General features: G+C 66.4%; 18 protein-coding genes. 7 read left to right on the top strand and 11 right to left on the bottom strand.

Features of this window, described 5'->3' with window-relative positions:
• Positions 1–63: 63 nt before the first annotated feature.
• Together ACGLHS_RS23665 and ACGLHS_RS23660 are read right to left on the bottom strand one after the other, a co-directional pair.
• The gene (locus tag ACGLHS_RS23665; RefSeq protein WP_394483760.1) at positions 64–663 is read right to left on the bottom strand and encodes a GNAT family N-acetyltransferase; all 600 of its coding nucleotides are present in this window, start codon (positions 661–663) and stop codon (positions 64–66) included.
• A 109-nt stretch (positions 664–772) separates the two neighbouring features.
• Positions 773–1153: a YciI family protein gene (locus ACGLHS_RS23660; RefSeq protein WP_093239469.1), complete on the bottom strand. Its 381-nt coding sequence runs from the start codon at positions 1151–1153 to the stop codon at positions 773–775.
• A gap of 234 nt (positions 1154–1387) precedes the next feature.
• Between ACGLHS_RS23660 and ACGLHS_RS23655 the strand changes: the two genes are divergently transcribed.
• Entirely contained in the window at positions 1388–2860 is a 1473-nt protein-coding gene (locus tag ACGLHS_RS23655; protein ID WP_394483758.1) for an amidase, read from the top strand.
• A 48-nt stretch (positions 2861–2908) separates the two neighbouring features.
• On the opposite strand, the gene ACGLHS_RS23650 is transcribed toward ACGLHS_RS23655, so the two are convergent.
• From ACGLHS_RS23650 to ACGLHS_RS23630, 5 genes are read right to left on the bottom strand one after another with little or no spacing between them, the layout of a single operon-like run.
• A complete protein-coding gene (locus ACGLHS_RS23650) occupies positions 2909–3727 on the bottom strand; it encodes an alpha/beta fold hydrolase (RefSeq protein ID WP_176801067.1) in 819 nt (272 codons plus the stop codon).
• A 14-nt stretch (positions 3728–3741) separates the two neighbouring features.
• Positions 3742–4581, bottom strand: coding sequence for a proteasome-type protease (locus ACGLHS_RS23645; RefSeq protein WP_093239161.1), 840 nt, complete (start codon positions 4579–4581; stop codon positions 3742–3744).
• 28 nt (positions 4582–4609) lie between these two features.
• The gene (mutS, locus tag ACGLHS_RS23640) at positions 4610–7267 is read right to left on the bottom strand and encodes a DNA mismatch repair protein MutS (protein ID WP_394483756.1); all 2658 of its coding nucleotides are present in this window, start codon (positions 7265–7267) and stop codon (positions 4610–4612) included.
• A 32-nt stretch (positions 7268–7299) separates the two neighbouring features.
• A complete protein-coding gene (locus ACGLHS_RS23635) occupies positions 7300–7632 on the bottom strand; it encodes a helix-turn-helix domain-containing protein (RefSeq protein ID WP_394483754.1) in 333 nt (110 codons plus the stop codon).
• Positions 7629–7970 (bottom strand): type II toxin-antitoxin system RelE/ParE family toxin, encoded by a 342-nt coding sequence (locus ACGLHS_RS23630; RefSeq protein WP_394483752.1) that lies wholly within the window; start codon positions 7968–7970, stop codon positions 7629–7631. Before ACGLHS_RS23630 ends, ACGLHS_RS23635 begins: the two co-directional genes overlap by 4 nt.
• A 279-nt stretch (positions 7971–8249) precedes the next feature.
• On the opposite strand from ACGLHS_RS23630, the gene ACGLHS_RS23625 reads away from it, so the two are divergent.
• The 4 genes from ACGLHS_RS23625 (at position 8250) to ACGLHS_RS23610 (ending at position 11956) form a co-directional block, all read left to right on the top strand.
• Positions 8250–8885 (top strand): hypothetical protein, encoded by a 636-nt coding sequence (locus ACGLHS_RS23625; RefSeq protein WP_394483750.1) that lies wholly within the window; start codon positions 8250–8252, stop codon positions 8883–8885.
• 32 nt (positions 8886–8917) lie between these two features.
• Complete coding sequence (locus tag ACGLHS_RS23620; protein WP_093239162.1) at positions 8918–9895, top strand: magnesium and cobalt transport protein CorA; 978 nt, start codon at positions 8918–8920, stop codon at positions 9893–9895.
• Positions 9896–9959: 64 nt separating this feature from the next.
• Complete coding sequence (locus ACGLHS_RS23615; RefSeq protein WP_093239164.1) at positions 9960–10427, top strand: MarR family winged helix-turn-helix transcriptional regulator; 468 nt, start codon at positions 9960–9962, stop codon at positions 10425–10427.
• Entirely contained in the window at positions 10424–11956 is a 1533-nt protein-coding gene (locus ACGLHS_RS23610; RefSeq protein ID WP_093239165.1) for a DHA2 family efflux MFS transporter permease subunit, read from the top strand. The genes ACGLHS_RS23615 and ACGLHS_RS23610 overlap by 4 nt, the downstream gene beginning before the upstream one ends.
• A gap of 133 nt (positions 11957–12089) precedes the next feature.
• Here the strand turns inward: ACGLHS_RS23610 and ACGLHS_RS23605 are convergent, their stop codons facing one another.
• The 3 genes from ACGLHS_RS23605 to ACGLHS_RS23595 all read right to left on the bottom strand — a co-directional run bounded on the left by ACGLHS_RS23605 (position 12090) and on the right by ACGLHS_RS23595 (position 14775).
• Positions 12090–12926 carry a siderophore-interacting protein gene (locus ACGLHS_RS23605; protein ID WP_394483747.1) on the bottom strand — a complete coding sequence of 279 codons (837 nt, stop codon included), beginning with the start codon at positions 12924–12926 and terminating at the stop codon, positions 12090–12092.
• Positions 12927–12937: 11 nt separating this feature from the next.
• Positions 12938–13516, bottom strand: coding sequence for a PadR family transcriptional regulator (locus ACGLHS_RS23600; RefSeq protein ID WP_394483745.1), 579 nt, complete (start codon positions 13514–13516; stop codon positions 12938–12940).
• Between the two features lie 101 nt (positions 13517–13617).
• On the bottom strand, positions 13618–14775 hold the full coding sequence (locus tag ACGLHS_RS23595; RefSeq protein WP_394483743.1) for an FAD-dependent oxidoreductase: 1158 nt from the start codon (positions 14773–14775) through the stop codon (positions 13618–13620).
• A 73-nt stretch (positions 14776–14848) separates the two neighbouring features.
• Between ACGLHS_RS23595 and ACGLHS_RS23590 the strand changes: the two genes are divergently transcribed.
• Positions 14849–15289, top strand: a complete 441-nt coding sequence (locus ACGLHS_RS23590; RefSeq protein WP_394483741.1) for a MarR family winged helix-turn-helix transcriptional regulator — start codon at positions 14849–14851, stop codon at positions 15287–15289.
• 15 nt (positions 15290–15304) lie between these two features.
• On the opposite strand, the gene ACGLHS_RS23585 is transcribed toward ACGLHS_RS23590, so the two are convergent.
• On the bottom strand, positions 15305–16651 hold the full coding sequence (locus ACGLHS_RS23585) for a cytochrome-c peroxidase (protein WP_394483740.1): 1347 nt from the start codon (positions 16649–16651) through the stop codon (positions 15305–15307).
• 308 nt (positions 16652–16959) lie between these two features.
• On the opposite strand from ACGLHS_RS23585, the gene acpA reads away from it, so the two are divergent.
• On the top strand, positions 16960–19098 hold the full coding sequence (gene acpA, locus ACGLHS_RS23580) for an acid phosphatase (protein WP_394484336.1): 2139 nt from the start codon (positions 16960–16962) through the stop codon (positions 19096–19098).
• The last annotated feature ends 3 nt before the right edge of the window (positions 19099–19101 follow it).

Raw genomic sequence — 19101 nt, 5'->3', positions numbered from 1 at the left:
AGGGCAAGGCTGGCGCCACCGGTGTTTTGGCCCCGCCGGCCCTGGTTTTGAAGGCGGAACGGGTTAACCCTTGGCGGGCCGGCACATGATCTCGTAGACCGAGTTCGTGACCGGCTCCAGGGGCGCGGCCTTGCGCTGGAAGCCCATGCGCTCGTAGAACGCCACGCTGCGCGGCGTGAAGGTTTCGAGGTAGCAGGCGACGCCTGCCGCGTCCGCCTCGGCCAGCGTGGGCGCCAGAAGCCTCGCACCCAGGCCACGCCCTTGCGCGGCGGGCGAGATGCCGAGGATCGACAGGTACCAGGCCTGCGCCGGCACGGCGGCGCTCGCGTGCGGGCCCATGAAGTCGACGATGCGGTGGTAGTTCGCGTAGCCGCGCGGGCCCAGCGTGCGCGACAGAAACGCGTCTTTGGCGGCCGACTCCTGCGCGTCTGCCTGCGCGCTCCGTGGCAGCAGCCATGCCGCGGCGCCCAGTTCGCGGTCTTCCAGCGTTTCGCAACGCCCGGTCCGGCCGGCTTCGCCCAGCGAGTACCCGAAGTACGCCGCCAGCACCGCCTTGCGAGCGGGCAGGTCGTTCTCGAAATCGACAGAGATCGCCAGGTAGAACGGATCGACGATCAGCGCGTCGACAAGGGCGGGTGTGGACAGGGACTCGGGCAGCGGCATGCGGGTGGGGCGGGTTCTTCTTTGATGACCCGCGCGATTCTAGGGAGCGCCGGCTGCGCCCCGCGCGATGCCGCCCGCACGGCGCTCCGTGCGCATTCAGCCGCTTCGGTCAGACCTGCGGGATGCGCGCCGGGATCGCGCCCGGGTCGTACCAGGTGATCGGCCGGATCTCGAACACGCCCGTCTCGAAGGCCAGCCGGTGCGCGGCATGCGTGGCCTCTTCGACGGTTTCGCATTCGACGACGTAGAGGCCCATGAGCTGTTCCTTCGTCTCGGCGAAGGGGCCGTCGGTGACCAGCGGATGGGTGTCGCCGGCGCGGCGCACCGTGGTGGCGGCATCGGGCATCAGCCGCAGCACCGTGCCGAGCCGGCCTTGCGTCTGCAGGTCGTCGCGCAGGTCGGCATGGCGCTCGAGCAGGTCTTCTTCGACACCGGGTGCCCAGGCGGCCGCAGCAGACTCCGAACCGTAGATCAGGATGGCATAGAGCATGGTCTTCCTTGTGTTGCATCCGACGCCGCACGAGTATGCGGCGCGCCGATGCGTTCGGCAAAAGGGAGCCCGTGCGCAGTGCGCTTGCGCCGCCGCATTGGCCGACTGCATTGGCCGACTGCATTGGTGTGACGTCTCCGCACGGCCACGACGGCTTTGCCGGGTGCGGCTACGCTGGGCGAACGCACCCCGAACACATCCGCAACACCCCAAGGAACAAAGGAATCCACCGAGATGACGCTGGCAATGAGCTGGGAAGAATGGACCGCGCACGATGGCGTGGCACTGGCCGAGCGGGTCCGCAAGGGCGACGTGACGCCCGCCGAACTGGCCGCGCAGGCCGCGGCCGGCATCGCGAAGGTCAACCCGCAGACCAGCGCCGTGGTCGAGGTCTTCGACGACGTGGTGGCCGACCCGCTGAAGGACGGCATGAACCCCGATGGCGCGTTCGCCGGCGTGCCCTACCTCATGAAAGACCTGGGCCCGACGCTCAAGGGCCGGCTGCAGGAGTTCGGCTCGCTGCTGATGCAGGGCCATCGCCCCCCGGCCGACAGCTTTCTCACCGGCAAGATCCGCAAGGCCGGCCTCAACATCGTGGGCCGCAGCACCACGCCCGAGTTCGGCGTGTGCAGCTCGGTCGAGAACACGCTCTTCGTTACCCGCAACCCCTGGGACCTCGACTACACGACCTGTGGCTCCTCGGCCGGCACCGCCGCCGTGGTGGCCGCCGGTGTGCTGCCGCTGTCGCACGCCACCGATGGTGGTGGCTCCATCCGCATTCCGGCGGGCGTCAACGGCAACATCGGCCTGAAGGTGTCGCGCGGCGTGTTCTCGCTCGCGCCGGGCCTTTCGGACCTGTCGGGGCTGGTGTCGATCCAGGGCTGCCACAGCCGCACCGTGCGCGACACGGCGGCTTTTGTCGACAGCTGCCGTGGCGGAGCGCCCGGCGAGTTCATGCCTTTCTGGTCGCCGGCCGAGCCCTACAGCGAACTGATCCGCCGCGACCCCGGCCGCCTGCGCATTGCGCTGTCGCACGAATGGGGCGACTTTCGCGCCACGCCGCATTTCGTGGCCGAGCTGGAACGCGTCGGCCGCTTTCTCGAAGGCCTGGGCCATCATGTCGAATGGGCGCTGCCCGAGGTGAACTTCCAGACCGCGTTCGCGGCCCAGACCACCTGCTACATCAGCAACTTCGCGCAGGTCATCGCGGGCCAGCTGGCGCGGCTGGGGCTTGAAACACCACCGCCCGCGCTGCTGGAGCCCATCAACATCAAGATATGGGAGGCGGGGTTGCATACCTCGTACACCGAGCGCGCGAAGATGCAGGCGGTGTTCAACACCACCTCGCGCGCCTTCGGCGATTTCTTCGAGCGCTGGGACATCATCCTGACGCCGATCACCGCGCTGCCCACGCCCCGCGTCGGCACCACTGAATACCTCACGACCAGCACCAACCCTTCGGTGCATGACTGGTTCGCCAACCTGTGGCGCAACTTCGCGTACACACCGCTGGCCAACCTGTGCGGGCTGCCGGGCATCTCGCTGCCGATGGCCAGCCAGGAGAACGGGCTTCCGCTGGGCATCCAGGCGCAGGCAGCGCAAGCCAACGATGGCTTGCTGCTGCAGCTGGCTGCGCAGATCGAGCGGGCGCTCGATGGCAAGTGGAATGCCGGCCTGCGGCCGGGCGTGCACGTGACCCAGGGGTGATGGATGGCCACGATGGTGGCCTGACGAGGCCCCCCAAGGGGCCGCCGCTCAGAGCAGGTTGCGCAGCGCGGCCTCGACGGCAGCAGCCGTGGCGAGTGGCTTTTCCATCGGGAACAGATGGCTGCCGTCGAGCATCGCGATGCGGCCCTTGGTGACCTGCTGGGTCATCGCCATGCCCACGCGCTTCATTTCGGCCGACTGGCGGCCACCGATGAAGGCGGCCTTGCACTTGAGCGGATGGCTGCGCAGCAGCGCGCCCAGGTTGTGGGGCAGGGTGTTGTAGATCGCGGTTTCCACGTCGCGGTCGAAGCTCAGCTCGCGGCTGTCCTCGCCGGCGTTCAGGCCATCGAAGGTGCCGTGGTCGATGTAGTCGTGCAGCACCTGCTCGTCCCACTTCGCAAAGGCCTTCTTGCTGCGGAAATGTTCGAACACCGCCTCGCGGTGCGCCCAGGTGTTCTTGCGCTTGCGGCTGATGGCGCCGGGCGAAATGCTCTTCATGAGCGGCGTGCGCTTCACCACGTTCAGCGTGTTGGCGCGCCAGCCACCAAGGATGGGCGAATCGATCAGCACCACGCCCTTGGCCAGAGTCGGGTGCAGCGCGGCGCACATCAAACTCAGGAAGCCGCCGAGCGAATGGCCGATGAGGAACACCGGGCCGCCCGCACGGTCGGCGCGCTGCTTTGCAAAGTCGGCCAGCTGCTGTACCAGGTGCGGCCAGTTGTCGGTGACGGGGTACTTCGGGTCGTGACCGAATTTCTCGATGGCATCGACCTCGAAGCCGCGGTTGCGCAGGCTGTCGAGGACGACGCGGTAAGTGCTCGCAGGAAAGCTGTTGCCGTGCGAGAAGACGACGGGCGGCATGGCCATGGCCGGTGCCGCGCTCAGATGAGCTTTTCGTCGGGGGTCGAGATCTTGCGCAGCGGGCTGTGCCGCGTGGCGGGCATCTTCAGCGGATGCTCGGTGGCGCTGTCGTCCCACACCGGGTCTTCGATGCTGTCGAACACCTCGCGCAGCTTCTGGCCCCAGCTGTTGTGCATCATGCGGTAGTAGGGGTTGTCGGCATCGATGCAGATCACGCGGTCGGTTTCGAGCTTGTTGGCTTCGTACACCACCAGGTCGAGCGGCAGGCCAACCGACAGGTTCGACTTCATGGTCGAGTCCATCGACACAAGCGCGCACTTGGCGGCTTCGTCGAGCGGCGTCTCGGGCGTGAGCACGCGGTCGAGCACCGGCTTGCCGTACTTCGACTCGCCCACCTGGAAGTAGGGCGTCTCGGTGGTGGCTTCGATGAAGTTGCCGGCCGCGTAGACCAGGAAGAGGCGCATGCCTTCGCCCTTGACTTGCCCGCCGAAGATGAAGGACACGTTGAAGTCCAGCCCCGCATGCTTGAGCGCTTCGGCGTCGCGGTCGTACACATGGCGCACCGCCGAGCCGAGCACGCGCGCGGCATCGAACATGCTCTTGGCGTTCCAGATCGTGATGGGCTCGCCCTGCGTGCCGTCTTCGCGGGTTTCACGAAGCTCCTCGATCTGGAGGATCTCGCGCACCGACTGCGAGATGCTCAGGTTGCCCGAAGACAGCAGCACCATGACGCGGTCGCCCGGCTGCTCGTAGACGATCATCTTGCGGAAGGTGCTGATGTGGTCCACGCCCGCGTTCGTGCGCGAGTCGGAGAGAAACACCAGGCCGGCGTTGAGTTTGATGCCTACGCAATAAGTCATGAGTTCGTCTCGCATGAATCAGGCCCGCTCAGGCGGCACTGCGTTCACGCGTGTTCAGTTTCTGGAGGGCATAGAGCGCGTCGAGGGCCTCGCGCGGGCTCATGGTGTCGGGGTCCAACGCGGCCAGCGCGGATTCTACGGCGCTGGTCAGCGGTGTTTCGGCCACCGGAGGGGGCGCAAACAGGTCGACCTGTGCACGAGTTTGCGCATGTTGCGATTCAAGTGCTTCGAGCGCCTGCCGCGCGTGGTTGACCACCGCCGCCGGCATGCCGGCAAGCCGCGCCACCTGGATACCGTAGCTCTTGCTGGCCGGGCCAGGTTGCATCTCGTGCAGGAACACGATGTCGCGGCCGGCTTCGGTGGCGCTCACGTGCATGTTCACCGCGCCGTGGTGCGTGGCCGGGAACTCGGTCAGCTCGAAGTAGTGGGTGGCGAACAGCGTGAAGGCCTTGCTGCGGTCGTGCAGCTGCGCCGCGATGCCTGCGGCCAGCGCCAGCCCGTCGAAGGTGCTGGTGCCGCGGCCGATCTCGTCCATCAGCACCAGCGACTGCGCGGTGGCGCTGTGCAGGATCTGCGCGGCCTCGGTCATCTCGAGCATGAAGGTCGACTGCGCGTTGGCCAGGTCGTCCGCCGCGCCGATGCGGGTGTGGATCGCGTCGATGGGGCCGAGCCGGCAGGCAGCGGCCGGCACGTGCGAGCCGATGGACGCCAGCAGCACGATGATCGCCACCTGCCGCATGTAGGTCGACTTACCGCCCATGTTCGGGCCGGTGATGACCTGCATGCGCTGCTGCGGTCCGAGCTGCGTGTCGTTGGCGATGAAGCCGCCCGACGACTTTTCGGCCAGCCGTGCCTCGACCACCGGGTGGCGGCCCTGCGAAATCTCGATGCACGGATGCGCCACGAAGGTCGGCGCGCGCCAGTGCAGCGTGTGCGAGCGCTCGGCCAGTGCGCACAGCGCATCGAGCGTGGCGATGCCGCCGGCCAGCTGCGTGAGCGCGGGCACGGAGGGCTGCAGCGCGTCGAGCAGCTGCTCGTAGAGCCACTTCTCGCGGGCCAGCGCGCGGTCTTGCGCGCTCAGGGCCTTGTCTTCGAAAGCCTTCAGCTCGGGCGTGATGAAGCGCTCGGCGTTCTTCAGCGTCTGGCGGCGGCGGTAGTTGTCGGGCACCTTCGAGAGCGCGCTCTGCGTCACCTCGATGTAGAAGCCGTGCACGCGGTTGAACTGCACCCGCAGGTTGCTGATGCCGGTGCGCTCGCGCTCGCTCACTTCGAGCTTGAGCAGGAAGTCGTCGCAGTTCTCGCTGATGGCGCGCAGCTCGTCGAGCTCGGCGTCGTGGCCGGTGGCGATCACGCCGCCGTCACGCACGAGCGCCGACGGGTCGGGCTTGATCGCACTGGTCAGCAGGTCGGCGCAGCCCGGGGGCGGCGCGAGCCGCTCGGCAATCTGCGCCAGCAGCGCGGCGGACGCGGGAAGAAGGGGGGCGAGCTGCTCCGCTTTCGAAAGCGCCAGGCGCAGCGCCAGCAGTTCGCGCGGCCGCACCTGCCGCAGCGCGATGCGGGCGGCGATGCGCTCCACGTCGCTGGTGTTCTTGAGTTGCTCGCGCAGCGTGCGCCAGGGTGCGGCCGTGCCGCCGAGCACCGTGGCCTGCAGCGCGCCGATGGCTTCGAGCCGCGCCTGCGCCTCGGTGCGGTCGCGCCGGGGCGACAGCAGCCAGCGCTTCACGAGGCGGCTGCCCATGCCTGTCATGCAGGTGTCGAGCAGCGAGAACATCGTGGGCGAGTCTTCGCCGCGCAGCGTCTGCACCAGTTCGAGGTTGCGGCGCGTGGTGGGCGGCAGCTCGATCAGGTCGCCGTCGCGTTCGACCGACAGGCGCTGCACGTGCGACAGCGCGCGGCCTTGCGTGTGCTCGGCGTAACCCAGCAGCGCGGCGGCCGCGGCATGCGCGTTGGTGAGCGATTCGGCGTTCCAGGCGGCCAGGCTGTTGCTGCCCATCTGCTCGCTGAGCTTGCGTTCGCCCAGGCCGCCATCGAACTGCCACGCGGGGCGGATCGACAGCGTGAAGGGCGTGGCGGCACGCGCGGCCTTCAGGCGCTGCTCGAAGGCGGGCGTGACCTCGGCGCTGTAGAGCAGTTCGCTCGGCGCGATGCGGGCGATCCAGGCTTCGAGCGCATCGGCCGGGCATTCGGCCAGCCGCAGTTCGGCGCCGGTCACGCTGAGCCACGCGAGCCCGCAGAAATTGCGCGTGCCCGCATGCACCGCGAGCAGCAGCGATTCGCTCTTGTCGTTGAGCAGTTCCGAGTCGGTCAGCGTGCCGGGCGTGACCACCCGCACCACCTTGCGCTCGACCGGCCCCTTGCTCGCGCCGACCTCGCCCACCTGTTCGCAGATGGCGACCGATTCGCCCAGCTTGATGAGCCGCGCGAGGTAGGTGTCGACCGCATGGAAGGGCACGCCGCACATCACCACCGGTTGCCCGGCAGACTGGCCGCGCTGGGTGAGGGTGATGTCGAGCAGACGCGCTGCCTTTTCGGCGTCGGCCCAGAACAGCTCGTAGAAGTCGCCCATCCGGTAGAACAGCAGGGTGTCCGGATGGTTGGCCTTCAGGCCAAGGTATTGCGCCATCATGGGCGTGTGCCCGGAGAAGTCGCTGGTCGAGGGAGAGGATGGGGCTGTCGTCGTTTTCACTCGGGCGATTATCGTGGACGGGTGAGGGGCGCTCAGCCGATGACCAGCTTGACCGGCTTGCCGATGCGGCTGAGCATTTCGACCAGCGTGTCGATGGTGAACTTGGCTGTCTTCCTGTTCACCACATCGGAGACCCGAGGGCGGGAGACCATCAGGATTTCGGCCGCTTCGGCCTGCTTCAGATGATGCTCCGCAATCCAGTTCGACAACTCCTGCATGAGTTGCTGTTTCAGTAGCCGGGTGTCGTTGATCTGCTTTTGCGACGCGGCCTGCAGGCGCCTGGCCTCGGCAGGTGGAAAGCCCAACTCGAGGAAGAGATTGGCACCGGGCTTGGTGACGTGGTGGATGGCGGTGTCGGTCTTCATGGTCGATTCCTCCTTGCTTCGATCACCGCGCGGTAGCGCGCCTGCGCGATGGCCTTGTCTTGCTGGCTGGTCGCCTGTGTTTTCTTCTGAAAGCAATGCAGGACAAAGATTGCTTCTTCGAACCTGGCTATGTACATCACGCGGTAGATGCCGCTCGAATCCCTGAGCCGAATCTCTCGCGTGCCGGCGCCCACATCGTTGAAGGGCTTCCAGTCCGTTGGGTCCAGCCCGGCCTGGACCTTGCCCAGTTCAAAACCGGCGGCACGGCGCGGTTCGACGGGAAAGGCCAGCAGATCCACATAAGAAGAGCCCACCCACCGGATTTCTTTCTCGTCCATTGAGGCACTTGCCTGTATAAGATTTTATACCCGAAGCCGGGTGCACCCTGTGCGCAATGGCGCCCCCTGTTCTGCATTGTTGATACGGCTCGGGCGCTTTGCGTGCCGCGGGACGCTATCTCGATCCCCGTTCCGTGAACTTTGCGGGATACCGATACCGATCAACTGCACCGCCTGCAGAACCGGCACCAAGCTCGCCGGCGGCGAGCCCATCGGCCCGCATCGCGCGCTCTAAAATCCCCCGGCGCGACCCCCGCGCGAAGTACAAAAAAGGCGCCCATGGTCCAGCTGGATGAATTCAAAGGCCCTGAAGCGCATGCCGCCGCGCTGCCCGACACCGCCACCTTGCCTGCAGAGCTTGCCGCGTTGTACCTCTGCATCACACCGGCCCAGCTTGCGGAGCTGCGAAAGTCGAAACGGCCCGAGGGGCGCGCGGGCAACAACAGCAACCCGTCCGTCATCCGGCCCGTGGACGGCGGCGCAGGCGGGTCCAAGGACCCGGCGCTCTACAGCCTCGGCACCTTGCGCGACTTTGCGAAGGCACACACCGCCCCATCTGCCTTCGACACCGCGGCCAACACCGGCATGCTGGGTTGGGTGTCCGCCAAGCTGCCTTTCTTTGCCGAACTCGAACCTCGCATCAAGCGCGGCAAGCGTGTGCTGATCGGCGGCGCCTGGGACCGGACCGACCCCCTGCGCGAGGCGCGTTTCGTGGACCTCGCGAAAGGCCGCATCCGCTTCGCATCGCTGACATACGCCGAAGCGGCCGCCAGCCTGTGGGCCGATGTTGCGAGCCACACCGCGCTGGCTGAAAAAGGGCTCGCGCTGCTCAGGAGCGAAATGCAAACCATCGAAGCATCGCTGGCCGCCACGGCCCAACTGGCCGCGACTTCGAATTCCGGCGCGACGGCCTGATCGACGTCGAGATTGAACATGGAAGGGTACCGATGCTGATCAATTGCGTGGCGTATGAAAACGGCGCCAAGCTCGCCGACATTTCGGTCGAGGACATCAGCGACTACATCAGTCGGCCGGGCTGTTTCGTCTGGGTGGCGCTGAGCGATGCCTCGGACGAGGAACTGACCGAGATGCAGCACGAGTTTGGCCTGCATCCGCTGGCGGTCGAAGACGCCCATCACGGCCACCAGCGCCCGAAGGTGGAGGAGTACGGCGATTCGCTCTTCGTCGTCATGCATCTGGTCGAGCCCTCGGCCGAAGGCGAGCACTGCACGAACGTGGGCGAGGTCGACGTCTTCGTCGGCACCAACTACGTGCTGTCGGTGCGCAACCGCAGCAAGCAGGGCTTTCTGGGCGTGCGCGAACGCTGCGAGCGTGAGCCGGACCTGCTGCGCAACGGCGCGGGCTTCGTGCTGTATGCGCTGATGGATGCAGTGGTCGACCGCTACTTTCCGGTGATCGATGCGCTGGAGGTCGAGCTGGAATCCATCGAGCAGCAGATCTTCGGTCAGGGCGGCGCGGCGCGCGACAAGATCAAGCAGCTCTATGACCTGAAGCGGCGCAGCATGATCCTCAAGCGCGCGGTGGCGCCGCTGCTGGAGGCGGCCGGCAAGATGCACGGCGGCCGCGTGCCGCAGATCTGCATGGGTTCGCAGGAATACTTTCGCGACGTGGGCGACCACCTGGGGCGCATCAATGGCTCGATCGATGCCATGCGCGACACCATCGGCACGGCCATCCAGGTGAATCTGTCGATGGTCACCATCGAAGAGAGCGAAGTCACCAAGCGGCTGGCGGCCTGGGCCAGCATCTTCGCGGTGTGCACCGCCTTCGCCGGCATCTGGGGCATGAACTTCGAGAACATGCCGGAGCTGAAATTCCGCTACGGCTACGCGGTGGCGCTGGGGCTGATCGTCACGACCTGCAGCTATCTCTACTACCGGTTCAGGCGTGCGGGCTGGCTTTGACGACGAGCTTGTCGTCGTTGTCGCTAAGCTTCAACTAATAAACATGTAGATAATCAAGTCCCTTATGAAAAGGGACTTCACCCAGCGTTTCGGTTTTCTCCTCAAGAGCGTGGGCAAGCTCTACGGCGAGGAGTTCGACCGCCTCGCGCGTGCGCGCATCGGCCTGACCAGCGCCCAGTTCCGCCTGCTCGGCGCGCTGGCCATGCACGACGGCGAAGAGCCGCTGTCGCAGGCTGAACTCGCGCAGCGGCTCGATCTGACCCCGATGGCGGTGGCCGGCCTGTGCGACCGCATGGCCGCGGCCGGCTGGATCCGCCGCGAGCCCAGCCTCACGGACCGCCGCGTCAACAAGATCCACCTGGAGCCCAGCGCCGAGAAGGCGCTCGACGCAGCCCTGGTCATCAGCGACGGGCTCAACGATCGCGTCATGGCGGTGCTGTCGAAGCCCGAGCGGGCGCAACTGCTGAGCATGCTCGCCAAATTGCGCGGCAGCCTGATGGACATCACCTCAGGCGGGGAGCCGAAGCCATGAGCGTCGCCCCCGGAACCAAGGTGCCGCACCGCGGCATGATCACCATCTCGATCATGCTGGCGACCATCATGCAGGCGCTGGATACCACGATCGCCAACGTCGCCTTGCCCCACATGCAGGGCAGCCTGCAGGCCTCGCAGGACCAGATCACCTGGGTGCTCACCTCGTACATCGTGGCCTCGGCCATCGCGCTGCCGCTGACCGGCTGGCTGTGCGGCCACTGGGGCCGGCGGCGCGTGTTCCTCATCTCGGTGATCGGCTTCACGGTGGCCTCGGCGCTGTGCGGCATGGCGACCTCGCTGGTCGGCATCGTGGGCGCGCGGCTGCTGCAGGGCATCTTCGGTGCGGCGCTGGTGCCGCTGTCGCAGGCGGTGCTGCTCGACATCAACCCGCGCGAGAAGGTCGGCCAGGCGATGGCGATCTGGGGCGCCGGCATCATGGTCGGGCCCATCCTCGGGCCGCTGCTGGGCGGCTGGCTCACCGAGAACTTCGACTGGCGCTGGGTGTTCTTCATCAACCTGCCGGTGGGCATCTTCGCCTTCTGGGGCATCGCGCGCTACCTGCCCGAGAGCCGGCCGCAGGGCGAGAAGCTCGACATCTTCGGCTTCGTCACGCTGAGCCTGGCCATCGGCATGCTGCAGCTCTTCCTGGACCGCGGCGAGCAGCTCGACTGGTTCGACTCGTGGGAGATCAAGCTCGAAGCCGCCGCCGCGCTGGTGGCCTTCGGCTTCTTCGTGGTCCATACGTGGACGGTGCAGGGCGTGTCGTTCTTCGACCGCGATCTGCTGAAAGACCGCAACTTCGTCACCGGCCTGTTGTTTGCCTTCATCGTCGGCATGATCCTGTTCGCGACGATGGCACTGCTGCCCAACTTCCTGCAGGGGCTGATGGGCTACCCGGTGGTCTATACCGGCGAGGTGACGGCGCCGCGCGGGGTCGGCACGATGATCGCGATGATCATCGTCGGGCGCCTCGTGCAGCGCATCGACGTGCGCGCCATCATGGCCGTGGGCTTTGGCCTCACGGCCTTCTCGCTCTACCAGATGACGCGGCTCACGCTGCAGATGGACAGCACGCTGATCATCGTGTCGGGTTTCATCCAGGGGCTGGGCATCGGCTTCACCTTCGTGCCGCTGTCGACCGCGACCTTCGCCACCCTGGCGCCACGCCTGCGCAACCAGGGCACGCCGATCTTCAGCCTGCTGCGCAACATCGGCAGCAGCGTGGGCATCTCGATCGTGCAGGCGCTGCTGACCGAAGGCTCGAGCAAGGCACATGCGCAGATCGCTTCGACCGTGGCGCCCGGCAATCAGGCGCTGTCGACGTTGCCGCAGATGATGTCGCCAGACACGATGAGCGGGCTCGCGCTGCTGAACGCCGAGGTCACGCGGCAGGGCGCGCTGATCGGCTACCTGGACGACTTCGCGATCATGATGGTGATCACGCTGCTGGCGATTCCGCTGCTGCTGTTGATCAGGAGTCCGCGGCGCGATGCCGCGGCGTCAGGTCCGGCCGAAGTGCCGCACTGACCTGGGTTTTTCTCCCTCCCCCGCTGGGGGAGGGCAGGGGTGGGGCAAGCGGCGTTCGATGAAGCACTGCGCCGAACCAACGCCGCTTGCCCCCATCCCAACCTTCCCCCAGAGGGGGAAGGAGCAAGACGAATCACTCGTCGTGCGAATCGTGCGTCGCCGCCGCGCCGCGCCGCCAGTAGCCCGACGCCCGGGTCCACTTCGGATTGGCACCGCGTTCGCCCACGAGGTGAGCGCGCAGCGCCTTGGCAATCGCCGATTCGCAGCCCACCCATGCATGGAAGTCGCCGGCCGGCAGCTTCATCGCCTTCAGCGCATCGACCAGCACGGGGCTCAGCCCCGGCTCGACGCCGCGCCGGTGCACCCATTGCAGCGTGAGTTCGGCCTGCGTCTCGAACGGAATCTGGTCGGCTTCGCTGTCGACCTCCGCCAGCACGACTGCGCGTGCGCCGGCCGGCAGTTCGGCCAGGCGGCGCGAGATGGCGGGCAGGGCGGTGTCGTCGCCGATCAGCAGGTGCCAGTCGAACGCGGTCGGCACGATGAACGAGCCGCGCGGGCCGCCCACGCCGACGATGTCGCCGGGCTTGGCCTGCTCGGCCCATTGCGTGGCCGGGCCGGCTTCATGCAGCGCGAAGTCGATCTCGAGCGTGCCGGCCTTGGCGTCATGGCGGCGCGGCGTGTAGTCGCGCATGGTCGGGCGGCCGCTGGCGGGCCACACGGGGCCATCGGGGCCGGCCGTCGGCAGCGTCAGCTGGCCGGTGGCCGCATCGGGAAAGAAGATCTTGGCGTGGTCGTCGAAACCGGGGCTGGTGAAGCCCGCGAGGTCGTCGCCCGTCAGCGTGATGCGGATCAGGTGCGGCGTCACGCGCTGCGCGGTTTTCACCGTGAGTTGGCGAAAGCGCAGGTCGTGGCGTACCCGGCGCGGCATGCGGTCGGGGATGGTGGTGGATGTGGTGGTGAAGTCGGTCATTTCAGAAGATGTCAGATGCGTTCCAGTTGTTGGGCGGCGCTGTCGAGCACCGCGGCGAAATCGTGGGCTTGTTGTTCGGTGAGGGGCGGTCCCGACAGACGCATGCGCATCGCGAGCTTGAGGTTTTCGATGGCGCGCGTGACCTGCGGCGGGCGGCCGCCGCGCGGGCCGGCGCCGTCGACGCCGCCCGTCATGCGGGCCATCATCGCGTCGGCCATTTCGCGGTTGGCCGCCAGGAATTCCTGGCCGCTGTCCGTGATGCTGTAGCGCTTGCGGCCGCCGTTGTCGGCGGTTTCCACGCTGAGATAGCCGAGTTCTTCGAGCAGCGTGAGCGTGGGGTAGACCACGCCGGGGCTCGGTGCATAGCTGCCGCCAAGGCGGTCTTCGATGGCCTTGATCAGCTCGTAGCCGTGGGCCGGCTTGTCGGCGATGAGTTGCAGCAGCACGAAGCGCAGGCCGCCGTGGCCGAACACGCGTCCGCCACCGCCGCCACCGCGTCCACCGCGGTGCTCGCGCCCGCCGGTCAGGCCGTCTTCATGCTCGCCGCGGGCGGCGTGGCAGTGGTGGTGGTTGGAGTGGAAATGTCTCATGGTGGAAGTCCTTCTTGATGTGTATCTGAATTATTTTAGATATATCTAAAATAAAGTCAAACCGATAGACATCCAGGTGCCTCCACCGGGATGAACGAGCGCTAGGCGGCGACGTTGCTGTTGTTGCTGCTGTGCTGTCGGAGATGCTCCAGCGCCAGCGCCTCCCCGATGTGCGACATCTGGACGGCGGCCGCCTCGGCCGAACCCTGCGCGGCATCGATCACGCGCTCGAACATCTGCGTTTCGTAAGTGGCCACGGCGCCTCCCCAATCGTCTTCCCCGGCAAGCGACGCGGCCAGCTCGACCGCGTCGCGCATCGCGGCGTTCACGCCTTCGCCGCCGAAGGGCGACATCACGTGCGCGGCATCGCCCAGCAGCGTCAGCCCGCGCCGGTGGGTCCAGCAATGGCCCACCGGCAGCGCATGGATGGGGCGTGCCACGAACAGGTCGTTGCTGGCGCGAAAGAGATCGGTGATCGCATCGTCATAGTCGGCGAACTCTTCGAGCAGCGCGCTTCGCACCGAGGCGGGCAAGGCGAAGTCGAAGCGTTTCGCCGCCCAGTCCGATGGCACCCGAAAGATCGCGTAGCCGCGGATGTGCGCGTTGCCGTTGCGCTGCGCGATGATTTCCTTGCCACCGCCTTCCACCCCCAGCTTGCCCCGTCCGACCAGCCGCGAGAGTGCCGGGTGGCGTGCATCCACATCGTCGATGCCGAACTCGATGAAAGTCAGGCCGCTGTACTGCGGCTTGTAGCGCGACAGAAGAGGGCGTACGCACGACCAGGCGCCGTCGGCCCCGACGACCAGGTCGAAGGGGCCGGCCTCGCCCTCGGCGAAGTCGAGGTGCCAGCAGCCATCGTCCCGGCGCTTGAGCGCGCGCAGTGCGCGGCCCCACTGCACGCACTGCGCCGGCAGCGAGGCAAGCAGCATGTCGCGCAACGCGGTGCGGTCGACCTCGGGGCGGTTGCCGGCGCTGGTGTCGGCCTCTTCGAACAGCAGGTGGCCGGACATGTCCAGCAGGCGCGAGCCCTGGTCGTCGTAGCGCGCGATGCGTTGGAACGCGTCGTCGAGCCCGGCGCGTTGCAGCGCCAGCAGCCCGGAGTCTTCGTGAAGATCGAGCGTGCCGCCCTGCGGTCGAGCGAGCGGGCTTTCATCGCGCTCGAACACGGTGGCGGGAATGCCGGCGAGATGAAGGATGCGCGCCAGCGTGAGCCCGCCGGGGCCCGCGCCGATGATGGCAATGCGTGGATGTGTGTGCATTCTGGATGCTCCAGTAAAAGGATAGGTTCCTATTCATATTAGCATAGGAACCTATGAAGATAGAATGCGGCGCATGACAGAACCCCAAGCCCCCAATCCCTTGAAGCTCATCGGCCAGGCCAACCGCGGGTTCGCGCGGATCGTCGACGGCCGCCTGCGCGAGCTCGGCTTTGCGGTGGGTCAGTTGCCTGTGTTGGTGTCGCTCAAGATACGCAAGGCGCTGTCGCAGGCAGAGCTCGCGCGCATCGCGCAGGTCGAGCAACCCAGCATGGCCCAGCTGCTGACCCGCATGGAGCGCGACGGTCTGGTCGAGCGCGTGGACGACCCGGCGGACAAGCGCAGCCGCCTCATATCGCTGACGCCGCTGGCCGCCAAGCGTCTGCCGAAGGCGAAGGCGCTGATGGACGCGCACACGCAGGAGGCGCTGGCGGGTTTCTCTCAGGCCGAGGTCGAGCAGCTGGCGGCGATGCTGCTTCGGGTCAACGAGAACATCGAGCGCATGGGCGGCGGTTGAGGCACCGCCGTCGGGCTATCGCGCTGCGGTGGTGACCGGCGCGTTCTTCTGGTCCGCGTCTGTCAGTGTGCGCAGGAAGGCCGCCACGTCGCGGATCTCCGCTTCGGTCAACGAGGGCTTTTCACCGCGCTTTTGCCCGAACGGCGCCTCTGTATTCACGTTCGCGTGGTACTGGGCTGGCAAATCGTCGTACTTCTGCACGATGCCCTGGGCTGTATGGGCGTACCAGCGTTGCGGCGCGGTATCGCGTTGTGCGTAAAAGCGGATGGCTTCTTCCAGCGTGTGGAAAACCCCGTTATGAAAGAAGCTCTGCCGCACAGCCACGTTGCGCAGGGTGGGCGTGCGAAACAGTCCGCAGTACTCGGGATGGTCCTTCATGTCGGTGCGGTACGGCCCGCACAGCCCGAGGTCGTGGAACGCCGGGTCTGCATTGGCCTTGAGCTTGCGGTTGCGCGGCACGCCGAGCGCGATCAATCCGAAGTCGGTAAAGAACGGAAATGCGCCGTCCTGCGTACGCTCGCTGATGTGGCACGAGGCGCAGTTGCCCTTGCTCTCGTCGTTGAATACCTTCAGCCCGCGCGCCTCGGCGACGCTGAGCTTGGCTTGGCCGCGCAGTACCGCGTCGTACTTGCTCGTGAACGGATAGAAGTCTTGTGGCGACTGCTGGAACACTTCGAGCGCGAGGCCTGCCGCGTCGAACGCGGCCTTTGGATTCTTGAAAACATCGTCGCCGAAAGCCTTGCTCAGATCACTTGCGTAGGCCGCACGTTCGAGCTTTGCGGCCACGTCCTCGATCGATGCATTGCCCATTTCTGCAGGCGACAGCAATGGCATGCCGGCCTGTTCGTGGGCCGAGCCGGCACGACCGTCCCACATGTGCCCACCGGTGGGGCCGGCGTCGATGCTGTCATCGCCATCGTTGTCGTGGTGGTGCTCTGAAAACGCCGTCAGCGTTTCCAGATAGCGCAGTGAGGGCGCGGCGCGTGGACCTTCCTGCCGGCCATCGGCACCGCCGAGTTGTACCGAGAGCGCATTGGGTGGACCCCATGCGTGCTTCGGGTCGTGGCAGCTCGCGCACGAGGCTGTGCCCGTAGCCGAGAGGCTTCCGTCGAAAAAGATGCGACGCCCAATGTCGGTAAGTTGTGCCGCGCTGGGTTGCGGGCGGCCTGGCACGGTGGCATAGGTCGCGCCGACATATGCTGGCTGTGCAGGCGTGACTGCGGCGGTTGTGGGTGCCTGTTGCACCTGCGACGTGGAGCCGGGTGTCGGCGCTTCGCGGTCACAAGCTGCGAGCAGGCCACAGAGCAGGGGAGACGCGGCCAGCAAAGCCAGGCGGCGAAGAGAACGGATCGTCGGGAGCACGTGAAGCAGGAGTCGGCGGGCGGGGCCACGAGGGGAGAAATCGAGGCTAGGTCTGGTGCATGTCAGCGGCGTGACACCGAAAGCGGAGATTTCTTAGGCCTGAATTAGCAAGTCCGATGTACGACGAATTGCAACATGGCTGTCACGGGGTCCGCCGAGCATCACGCCGCCTGACCGCCGGTCTGGCTCATCCACATCTCATAACTCCACACATGATGACCCCTACCCAAAGCAGCAGCGTGTCTGCACGCGGTCGCAAACTCGTACGTCAACTGGCTCCCTGGCCCACGGCCATTGCCGCGGCGGCGATGGTCGTTGCCTGCGGCGGCAGCGACAGCAACTCGAGCTTCTTCCCTTTGCCTTCTGGTGGCGGGAATACGGCGTCCACCTCGGGCGTGGTGACCGGCAGCTACTACCGCAACGCCAAGGTCTGCATCGACGCCAACAACAATGGCCGTTGCGATGCCGGTGAAGCCAGCACGACGACCGATGCCAACGGCGCCTTTACGCTCAGTGGCCAGGGCGCCGTGGTGGTCGAGATCGGCACATCCAGCAAGCGCTTCGACCCGGTCACCAACACCGAAAGCGCCGTGACTCAGCCGCTGGTGTTCCGTGCCCCGGCCGGCGCCAACGGTGTCGTGAGCGCCATCAGTACCGAACTCGTGGCGCTGATGGACGCCAACGGTGGTGACCTCGCTGCCGCGCGCACCGCGCTGGCTGCGCGCATCGGCGTGAGCGAAGCCCAACTGCTGGCTGACCACAACAAGGTCAGCGATGCCGCCGTCAAGACCGCGCTGCAGACCGAGATCGACCAGTCCGTCGAGCGCATCGCCGAGGCCGTGGCCGAAGCCGGCACCAGCGGCAATCTGATCGCTGCCCTGCGCAACCGCTTCGCGCTCGACCAGATCACCAACGTGGTCGTGATCTACGCGGAAAACCGTGGCTTCGACAATCTGTACGGCCTGTATCCCGGCGCCAACGGCATTCCAGGCGTGAACCCCACGTCGTCGACCTCCACGCCCGAGCCGCAGAAAGACTTCGACGGCTCCACGCTGCCGAACCTGCCGCCGGTCTGGGGTGGTGTCACCGCGGGTGGCCAGACCGTCACGATCACGCAGCAGCAGACTGTGGGCATGCCCAACAAGATGTTCCAGATCGACGCTCCGGGCGGCTTCTTCAACACCGGCACAAAGATCGACCAGACCGTCATTTCGCGCGATCTGGTTCACCGCTTCTACAACAACCAGATGCAGATCAACGGCGGCAAGAACGACAAGTTCACCGCCTACTCCGACGCAGGTGGCCTCAGCATGGGCTACTACGACGGCAGCCAGATGCAACTGTGGAAGGTGGCCCAGCAATTCACGCTGGCCGACAACTTCTTCATGGGTGCATTCGGTGGCTCGTTCCTGAACCACCAGTACCTGGTGTGCGCGTGCGCGCCGCAGTACCCGAATGCCGATGCAAGCACGTCACCGGCCAAGGCCTCGATCTCGGCCATCGACACGGACTCGAACGGCAACTTCGTGCGCCTTACACCTGCAAGCAACGCAGCGGCCTCCGTGCTCACTGCCGCACCGACGTATGTGAACGACAGCACGCTGACGCCGAAGGACGCCGCTGGCAACTTCTACGCCGTCAACACCATGCAGCCGCCCTATCAGCCGAGCGGCAATGCATCCGCGGCCAGCGATACCAGCAAGCTCTTCGCCGACCCGAGCAAGGCCACGACCCTGCCACCGCAGACGCAGACCACCATCGGCGACCTGTTGACGGCGAAGGGGTTGAGCTGGGCCTGGTACGGTGGCGCGTGGAAGGACACCACCGCCATTGCGACGAGCGACCGTAAGTTCCCGGCAGCCGTGCCGCCCGCGGCGCAGACGCCCAACTTCCAGTTCCACCATCAGCCGTTCAACTACTACGCAGCCTTCGATCCGTCTGCCCATCCGGACGCCCGTGCCGCTCACCTGAAGGACTTCGACAAAGACTTCCTCAGCGACGTGGCTGCTGGCACGCTGCCTGCCGTGAGCTTCTACAAGCCCCAAGGCAACCTGAACCAGCACGCGGGCTATGCCAGCGTGGCCGACGGCGACGCGCACATCGCCAATCTGCTGACCAAGCTGCAGGCAAGCCCGCAGTGGAAGAACATGCTGGTGATCGTGACGTACGACGAAAACGGTGGCTTCTACGACCACGCCGCTGTGCCCAAGGGCGACCGCTGGGGCCCTGGCACCCGCATCCCGGCGCTCATCGTCTCGCCGTTCTCGAAAAAGGGCTTCGTCGACAAGACCCAGTACGACACCGCCTCGACGTTGCGCTTCATCACGCACCGCTGGTCGCTGCCAGTGCTGCAGGGCCTGAACGACCGCGACACCGCGCTGTCCAAGAACGGCTCGCACCCCATGGGTGACCTGACCGGCGCACTGGATTTCGGCAAGAAGTCCTGAGCG

Source organism: Variovorax sp. VaC1 (assembly GCF_043658315.1).
Lineage (GTDB): Bacteria > Pseudomonadota > Gammaproteobacteria > Burkholderiales > Burkholderiaceae_C > Variovorax.
Note: the sequence above shows the minus strand (reverse complement) of the source record. Positions and strands in the feature narration are given on the sequence as shown.